Below are 1,311 nucleotides of genomic sequence, written 5' to 3'. Positions count from 1 at the left end.
TATTTGTTAACGCAAGTCTTGAAAATGCGCAACAGCGCAAAGCCTGGGAACGTTAGCTGTAATGCCAAAAAACATCTCTTTAAACGATGAAACATCAATTACCTGTATTAAATAACCCAGATATATTTGAAGATTTAATATGCGATTTATTTAATCAACTTGAATCAACAAATTCATATAAGCGTTTTGGAAAATCTGGTCATCGCCAAAAAGGAATTGACGTTTTCTCATCAGAAAAAGATGTTGCAATTCAATGCAAAAAGAAAGACCATTCGAGAAGAGAAGTTACAATAAAACGAGAACTTTTTGACGATATTGAAAGTGATGTCAATCAAATTTTAGATAAAAATCTAAAAATAAAAATTTCAAAACTCTTTATTTTATCAACATATAATGACCATCCTGATTTAGACGAATTTTGCGAAGAATTGAAAGAACGATTAGGAACTGAATTTGAAATAATATATTGGGGATGGCAAACCATTGAAAATAGAGTATCCAATTATAAAAATTTGCTTGAAAAGTATTGGTCTAATTTTATAATAAATACTACTTCAAGTGAGCAAGAATTTCAACGGAACTTTGACCTGAGAAAAAAGATAAAAATTGATTTTGCTGATTGGATAAATTATCGTGTTGAAAACCGAAAAAGAAACTCAAAAATGATTATTCGAGCTTTTGATGGTAATCAATATCCAGCTAACGAACCCGATGAAAATGGAAATTATTCTTGGTTTGGCGCAGAATTTCATGCTCTTTATCATAAGGGAATGGAGTTTATTATTGAACGAATTACAATCGATGTTTTTCCAGACAACACATGGAAATTTAAGGCTAACCAATCTGATAAAAACTTTGAAACAATTTATGTATTTAAAGTTGGGCAAATTAATTTTGGTGATATAGTCGATTATGATACACAAGGAGATGAACATTACACACGTGCAATTATCTTTTGTAAGTTTACGCATGAAGGATTCCCTTTCGAAAATTATTACTATCGAAATTGCAAAAAAATGTACCAATCATTTGAAATGAGTGAATTTTTGGAAGAATAAGCACTACAGCTAACAGCGGTTTCAAGAAATGGCGTGGCACGGGATTTATTTGAAATCGGAAAGGTTATTAATTTAAAGTTTTAGTTATATTTGTAAAGGCTTGGTCTTGATTCATCGCCACTTCTTGAAGCCGCCGAACGTTATGTGTAATGCTTTCACATGACAATTCCTGAAATAGGTTGACAAAAAATTAAACACTTTTTGCAACTTATGAGACTAACAAAAAAACAACCATGTCCAAAAAAAGAGTATC

1 protein-coding gene is annotated in these 1,311 nt (G+C 31.0%); it reads left to right on the top strand.

The genetic code is table 11. The features are described 5' to 3' along the window. Nucleotides 1–86: 86 nt before the first annotated feature. Nucleotides 87–1,058, top strand: a complete 972-nt coding sequence (locus ACODSI_RS15000; protein WP_488917666.1) for a hypothetical protein — start codon at nucleotides 87–89, stop codon at nucleotides 1,056–1,058. Nucleotides 1,059–1,311: the final 253 nt, after the last annotated feature.

The sequence above is a fragment of the Flavobacterium sp. FG139 genome, from assembly GCF_057809695.1.
The sequence above is the reverse complement of the archived record's forward strand: the minus strand, read 5'-3'. Positions and strand labels throughout refer to the sequence as shown.